Here is a 6566-nt window from a genome sequence, read left to right as displayed (position 1 = left end):
CCGGGCACCGCGTGCCGCGCAAACGCTCCGAGCCGAACAAGAACAACATGAACACGCGCCTCCTCTCGGTCCTGATCGGCCTCGCACTACTCGCCCTGGCCCCCATGGTCGCCACCGGCTTCTACCTCGACCTGGTCGTCAAGATCATGGTGCTGGCGATTTTCGCCTTGAGTCTGGAGCTGCTGGTCGGCCAGACCGGCCTGGTGTGCTTCGGCCATGCGGCCTTCTTCGGGATCGCGGCCTACGCGGCGGCGCTGCTCAGCCCGCAGAGCCAGGGCGCGTCGCTGTGGTGGCTGCTGCCGGTGTCGGTGCTGGCGGCGGCGGCGTACGCGCTGGCGGTGGGGGCGCTGTCGCTGCGCACCAAGGGCATCTACTTCATCATGGTCACGCTGGCCTTCGCGCAGATGGCGTACTACGTCTTCCACGACACGCCCTTCGGCGGCGGCACCGACGGCATCTATCTCTACTTCAAGCCCGAGGCCAAGCTCTTCGGCACCGCCCTGTTCGACCTGGAAGGCAAGCTCACGTTCTACTACTTCGTGCTGGCCTGCCTGGCGGCCAGCTTCGTGCTGCTGGCGCTGCTGCTGCGCAGCCGCTTCGGGCGCACGCTGGCCGGCATCAAGGTGAACGAGCAGCGCCTGCGCGCCGCCGGCTACAAGACCTATCCGTACAAGCTGGCGGCCTTCGTCATCGCGGCCGCTTTCGCGGGACTGGCCGGCTTTTTGTATGCGCTGAAGGACGGCTACGTGAACCCCGAGATCCTGAGCTGGCACCAGAGCGGCGCCGTGCTGCTGATGATCATCCTGGGTGGCCTGGGCCACCTGCGCGGTGCGGTGATCGGCGCGATCGTCTTCACGCTGCTGCAGGAGCTGTACCAGTCGCAGGCGATCTTCGGCGCGTTCGCCAAGCACTGGCAGCTGCTGCTGGGCCTGACCATCATCGCCTTCGTGGCGCTGCTGCCGCACGGCCTGATGGGCATCGGCCGGCAGCTCGCCGCACGTCGCGCGCGCGCGGCCACCACCGCCACGGAGGGCGCCGATGCACGCTGAGCCTTCACGCTCCGATGCCTGGCTGGTCGCCCGCAACGTGTCGCGCCAGTTCGGCGGCCTCAAGGCCGTGGACGACGTCTCGCTGACGCTGGAGCGCGAGGCGGTGCACGCCGTCATCGGCACCAACGGCGCCGGCAAGTCGACGCTGATCAACGTTCTGTCGGGAGAGATCGCGCCCACCGGCGGCAGCGTCACGCTGCTGGGCCAGGACATCACGCGCATGAGCCAGCCGCGCCGCGCGCAGGCCGGCCTGGGCCGCAGCTACCAGCGCAACACCATCTTCCCCAGCTTCAGCGTGCTGGAGAACGCGCGCCTGTGCGCGCAGGCGCGCCTGCAGCGGCCCTGGGACTGGTGGTCGCCGGCCGCGCGCTGCGCCGACAGCACCGCGGCCGCGCACGCCGCGCTGGAGCAGGCGGGCCTGAGCGCGCACGCGCAGCAGCAGGCGGGCGCGCTGTCGCACGGCCAGAAGCGCCAGCTCGAGATCGCGATGTGCCTGGCCACCGCGCCCAAGGTGCTGCTGCTCGACGAGCCGCTGGCCGGCATGGGCGCCGAGGAGACCGAGCGCATGCTCGAACTGCTGGCCCACCTGAAGCCGCGCCACGCCATCCTGCTGGTGGAACACGACATGGACGCGGTGTTCCGCATCGCCGACCGCATCACCGTGATGGTCAACGGGCGGATGCTGGCGAGCGGCAGCCCGGGCGAGGTGCGGGCGAATCCTGAGGTGCAAGCTGCCTACCTGGGAGAGCACGTGTGAGTGCCTTGCTCCTTCAGGTGGTGGACCTGCACACCCACTACGGCGCCAGCCACATCCTGCATGGCGTGAGCCTGCACGTCGCGCCCGGCGAAGCGGTCGGCCTGCTGGGCCGCAACGGCATGGGCAAGACCACGCTGATCCGGTCGGCCCTGGGCCTGGTGCGCCCGACCTCCGGCCGCGTGCACGTGCGCGGCGCGGACTGCAGCGCCGAAGCCAAGGCGCTGCGCGCCGACATCATCGCGCAGCGCGGCATCGGCTACGTGCCCGAGGGGCGCGGCATCTTCCCCAACCTCAGCGTGCACGAGAACCTGCTGGTCGCCGCCCGCCCCGGTGTCGATGGCCGCAGCGAGTGGACGCTGGAGCGCGTGCTGGCGACCTTTCCGCGCCTGGCAGAGCGCATGGACCACGGCGGGCAGCAACTGTCGGGCGGCGAACAGCAGATGCTGTCCATCGGCCGCGCGCTGATGACCAACCCCGAGCTGCTGATCCTGGACGAAGCCACCGAAGGCCTGGCCCCGCTGATCGTCGCCGAGATCTGGCGCATCCTGGCCGACATCCGCGCCACCGGCATGGCCAGCTTGGTCGTCGACCGCAACTACCGCGCGGTGCTGGGGCACACGGACCGGTGCGTGGTGGTCGAGAAGGGACGCGTCGTGCTCGAAGGCGCTTCTTCAGCGCTGGCGGGGGATGAGGGGGCGTTGAAGAGGCACCTCGGTGTCTAGCCCACTCGGCCAAGCTCTGCGGACTTCAACTCGCACCGCCGACTAGAACAATCCCCGCCGGCGTTAGGGAGGTGACAGCCGACAGCGCGGCAAGTAGAGTGCGTAGATTAGTCGCAGCAACCGTAACGGGTGGCTCAAACAGCGGCAGCCGGGGGGGCAGGGGTCAATGTCATGGCGGTTAACGGTTTTCCTGCTGTTCTTCCCCGTGTTCCAGTGGTTACTTGAGCTCGTCATCAAGTGGACCATGGACGATGGGGAGTTGACCTCTTTCCTTGGGCCGACCATGGCATCAGCAGCCCTCGCACTGATAGCGCCTGTTGCGCTACCCAAACACCGCAATGGCACCTTTGCGCGGTCACGAAGCGATCCACATCCGGTGACCTTCTGGGCGTTGATCGGAATGCTGCTAGGTATCTTGGGCTGGAGCATGTGCATCGTCATTGGGCTCAAGAAGAAGGTCCCGGCACAGATGGCGATCTATGCGGACTACGAGATCTGGCAGTTCGCTATCGCGATGGCGCTTTACTGCATTGCTATTTGGCTGGTCGTCTGGAATGAAAGAACGAGTTAAACATGTCTAGTTTTGCTCCAGATTTGTTTGTCGGACTTGCCGCTGCCGTGCTACCAGCGTTGGCGTTCTTGTCTGCTAGGCGTTCAGCTAGCTGGGGTAAGCGTACGCATGCTGTCGAGAGCGATAGCGGCCTAGACACCGGTTGGCCGCCTGTTCGGAGAGAACATTCAGTTCTTCGCGAACGCCGCTCGACGAGTCTGGTATCGCAGCGGATAGCCGAAGCGGAAAGGCTCGCCTCTCACATTGATGAACAAGCACGGGAACTCGTAGACAGACAGCGTGCGCTAGAAAAGCTGGCAGAACGCATCGAGCATGCTGCCGAGGATGTTGCTCAGGCGCAGAGTAGCCATGAGCGGATGACTGGCCCACGCTGACGTGTCACGGTAGCAGGCTCAAAAAGCCGCACGTTGTTCGACACTGCATCGGCGCGAGCTCTGTCCTGCATCATGTTCCAGTCGAGTGACGAGCCAAGGCTGCTCATTCTTCGATTGCGATCATCTCAGCAGTAGCGAAGCGGACTGTGCAGAGTCGGTTCCGTCTATGTACTAGGGCTACAGGCTACTCCCAGTTCCGCCGCCAACCACCCGCTGCTGTCCGTCCAAGCTCTTCCTCAACCCCCCAAACCTCCTCCGATACTGCGCCGGCGTCACCCCCACCTTCCGGCGGAACAGCCGCCCGAAGAAGCTCGCGTCCTGGTAGCCCACCTCGACCGCGATCGCCTCGACCGGGTCGTCGCCGGCCTCGAGCATCTGCTTGGCTTCCTCCAGCCGCACGGTGTGCACGTACTCCAGCGGGCTCATGCCGGTGGCCTGGGTGAAGCGGCGCTTGAAGCTGCGCTCGGGCAGGCCGGAGTGGCGGGCCATCTGCGTCACGGGTGCCTCGCTGGCGTAGTGCTCGGCGGCCCATTCGCGGCAGCGCACGATGGCCGGGTCCTCGTCGGCCTGGCCGGCGCCGCGCGTCAACGACGCATAGACCGTCGGCGCGATGGTGTTCACGTCCAGCAGGTAGATGCGCGCGACCTGCATCGCTTCCTCGGGCGACGCAAAGCGCGCGATCAGCGCCAGCACCAGGCCGTGCCAGGCCATGCCGGTGCCGCCCATCACGATGCGCTGGCCCTCGCCGGCGACGATCAGGCCGCGCTCGGCGTGCCATCGGGTGGTGGGGTGGCGCAGGCTCAGCGCGGGGCAGTAGGCCCAGTGCGAGGTGGCGTCCAGGCCTTCCAGCAGGCCGGTGTGCGCCAGCAGCACCGCGCCCGAGCAGGCGGACGCCAGCGTCGCGCCGGCCGCGTGCGCGCCGCGGATCCAGGCCACCTCGGCGTCGTAGCGGCCGGCCAGCGACTCGTCGGGGCTCACCGTCATGTCGGTGATGCAGACGAGGTCGGGGCGCGGCAGGTCGGCAAAGCTGGCGGTCGGCACGATGCGAACGCCGTTGGCGCCCACCAGCGGCTGGCCGTCGCGGCTGACCACGTGCACCGCGAAGGGCGAGGCCGCCTCGGCCCGGCCGTGCAGCGCCTGCCAGTCGCGCCGCGTGCTGGACAGCACGTCGTAGAAGCCGTATAGCGTGGACGCCGACACCTCGGGCGCGGCCAGCAGGGCGACGTGGATCGTGTCGGAGGGGGCCATGGCATGAATGTCCGGTTGCTTGCACGAATGACTTTAGTGGCGCCGGCCCCGCGGCCACAAGATGCCGGCCATGCCGCAGGGTTGCCTGCGTCCGCCGAGAAGCGTCGTTCCGTATGTCCCGGCAGACCGCAACCCGCACTGGAGCCTTCTGCCATGTCGCCCGTATCGACCCTGAGCCTCGCGATGCTGCTGCCCTACCTGGGCCTGATCGCGTGGCAGCGCCTCGTCGCCGCCCGCCCGCTGCCGCTGGTGCGCGGCTGGGAGCTGCGTGCCGGCGCCGTCCTGGCCGGCTACGTTCACCTGTCGCCCTACCTGCCGCCGCGCTGGAGCCATGTGCTCGCGGTGCTGCCGCTGGAGTCCACCACCGTGATCACCCTCGCCCTCTGAACCCTCCCCCGTCCGCTCCAAGAGATGAACACCATGATGAAGACCCACACCGACTCCCACGGCATCGCGCTGTCCGGCGCCAACCCCGCCGCCCTCGACGCCTACGAGCAGGCCGCGCGCGAGCTGCGCTGCCTGGTCGGCGACCCGGTCGGCAGCGCCGACCGCGCCATCGCCGCCGCGCCGCAGATGCCGATGCCGCACCTGCTGAAGGCCTGGCTGTTCCTGCTGGGCACCGAGCCGGCCGGCCCGGCGATGGCGCACGCCGCCTGCGAGGCCGCCGCCGCGCTGCCGATGAACGACGGCGAGCGCGCCCACCTGCACGCCGCCAGCCTGCTGGCGCAGGGCCACTGGCACGCCGCGGCGCGCGCGCTGGAAGACCGCTCGCTGCAGGAGCCGTGCGACCTGGTCGCGCTGCAGGTCGGCCATCAGGTCGACTTCTTCCTCGGGGACTCGCGCATGCTGCGCGACCGCATCGCGCGTGCACTGCCGCACTGGCAGCGCGGCATGCCGGGCCACCACGCGGTGCTGGGCATGCACGCCTTCGGGCTGGAGGAAACCGGCGACTACGCCCAGGCCGAGCGCCAGGGTCGCCTGTCGGTGGAGCTGGAGCCGCGCGACAGCTGGGGCTGGCATGCGGTGGCCCACGTGCACGAGATGCGCAACGACACGCGCGCCGGCATCGCCTGGCTGGCGCCCCACGCGCCGACCTGGTCGGACGGCAGCTTCCTGGCCGTGCACAACTGGTGGCACCTGGCGCTCTTTCACCTGGAGCAGGACGAGACCTCCGAGGTGCTGCGCCTGTACGACGCCTCGATCGGCGGGCCGGGCTCGAGCATCGTGCTGGAGCTCATCGACCAGAGCGCGCTGCTGTGGCGCCTGATGCTGCGCGGCGTGGACGTCGGCGACCGCTGGGCCTCGCTGGCCGACCGCTGGGGCGGTGTGGGCGGCGCGGGCGGCTACGCCTTCAACGACTTCCACGCGATGATGGCCTTCGTCGGTGCGGGCCGCGTTGACGCGCAGGAGGCGGTGCTGGACGCGCAGCGCGAGACGATGGACGGCCAGAGCGACAACGCCGGCTTCACGCGCGACGTGGGCTTTGCGGCGACGGCCGCGGTGCAGGCCTTCGGCCGCGGCGAGTTCGAGCGCTGCACGGCGCTGCTGCGGCCGATCCGCCATCGGGCGGCGCGCTTCGGCGGCAGCCATGCGCAGCGGGATGTGGTCGATCTGACCTTGATCGAAGCAGCGCTTCGAGGCGGGGATCGGGCGCTGGCGAGTGCGTTGGCTGCTGAACGCTCGGCGGTGCGGCCGCACAGTGCGCCGGTGCAGCGGCTGGTGGCGCGCAGTGGGAGCCTGGCGCGAGTGGCCTGAGCGTCAGCCGTTCGGGCTGAGCTTGTCGAAGCCCTGCGCCGGGTCTCGCCCCGGCAGGCGAGTCACTTTCTTTGCTGGCTCAAAGAAAGT

The 6566-nt window shown here is 68.9% G+C and carries 7 protein-coding genes; 6 read left to right on the top strand and 1 reads right to left on the bottom strand.

Going from position 1 to position 6566, the window contains the following annotated elements; genetic code table 11:
- Nucleotides 1–47: 47 nt before the first annotated feature.
- The 4 genes from QZV97_RS20120 (at nt 48) to QZV97_RS20105 (ending at nt 3099) form a co-directional block, all read left to right on the top strand.
- A complete protein-coding gene (locus QZV97_RS20120; RefSeq protein ID WP_295647065.1) occupies nt 48–1049 on the top strand; it encodes a branched-chain amino acid ABC transporter permease in 1002 nt (333 codons plus the stop codon).
- Complete coding sequence (locus QZV97_RS20115) at nt 1039–1806, top strand: ABC transporter ATP-binding protein (RefSeq protein WP_295647062.1); 768 nt, start codon at nt 1039–1041, stop codon at nt 1804–1806. Before QZV97_RS20120 ends, QZV97_RS20115 begins: the two co-directional genes overlap by 11 nt.
- Nucleotides 1803–2528, top strand: coding sequence for an ABC transporter ATP-binding protein (locus QZV97_RS20110; protein ID WP_295647059.1), 726 nt, complete (start codon nt 1803–1805; stop codon nt 2526–2528). Before QZV97_RS20115 ends, QZV97_RS20110 begins: the two co-directional genes overlap by 4 nt.
- A gap of 205 nt (nt 2529–2733) precedes the next feature.
- Complete coding sequence (locus QZV97_RS20105) at nt 2734–3099, top strand: hypothetical protein (protein WP_295647056.1); 366 nt, start codon at nt 2734–2736, stop codon at nt 3097–3099.
- A 551-nt stretch (nt 3100–3650) separates the two neighbouring features.
- On the opposite strand, the gene QZV97_RS20100 is transcribed toward QZV97_RS20105, so the two are convergent.
- Nucleotides 3651–4721 (bottom strand): helix-turn-helix domain-containing protein, encoded by a 1071-nt coding sequence (locus QZV97_RS20100; RefSeq protein ID WP_295647053.1) that lies wholly within the window; start codon nt 4719–4721, stop codon nt 3651–3653.
- A 153-nt stretch (nt 4722–4874) separates the two neighbouring features.
- Between QZV97_RS20100 and QZV97_RS20095 the strand changes: the two genes are divergently transcribed.
- Together QZV97_RS20095 and QZV97_RS20090 are read left to right on the top strand one after the other, a co-directional pair.
- A complete protein-coding gene (locus QZV97_RS20095; protein ID WP_295647049.1) occupies nt 4875–5108 on the top strand; it encodes a hypothetical protein in 234 nt (77 codons plus the stop codon).
- 24 nt (nt 5109–5132) lie between these two features.
- Nucleotides 5133–6476 (top strand): tetratricopeptide repeat protein, encoded by a 1344-nt coding sequence (locus tag QZV97_RS20090; RefSeq protein WP_295647046.1) that lies wholly within the window; start codon nt 5133–5135, stop codon nt 6474–6476.
- The last annotated feature ends 90 nt before the right edge of the window (nt 6477–6566 follow it).

Source organism: uncultured Methylibium sp. (assembly GCF_902826655.1).
Taxonomy (GTDB): Bacteria; Pseudomonadota; Gammaproteobacteria; order Burkholderiales; family Burkholderiaceae_C; genus Methylibium.
This window is presented reverse-complemented; position numbering and strand designations above follow the sequence as displayed.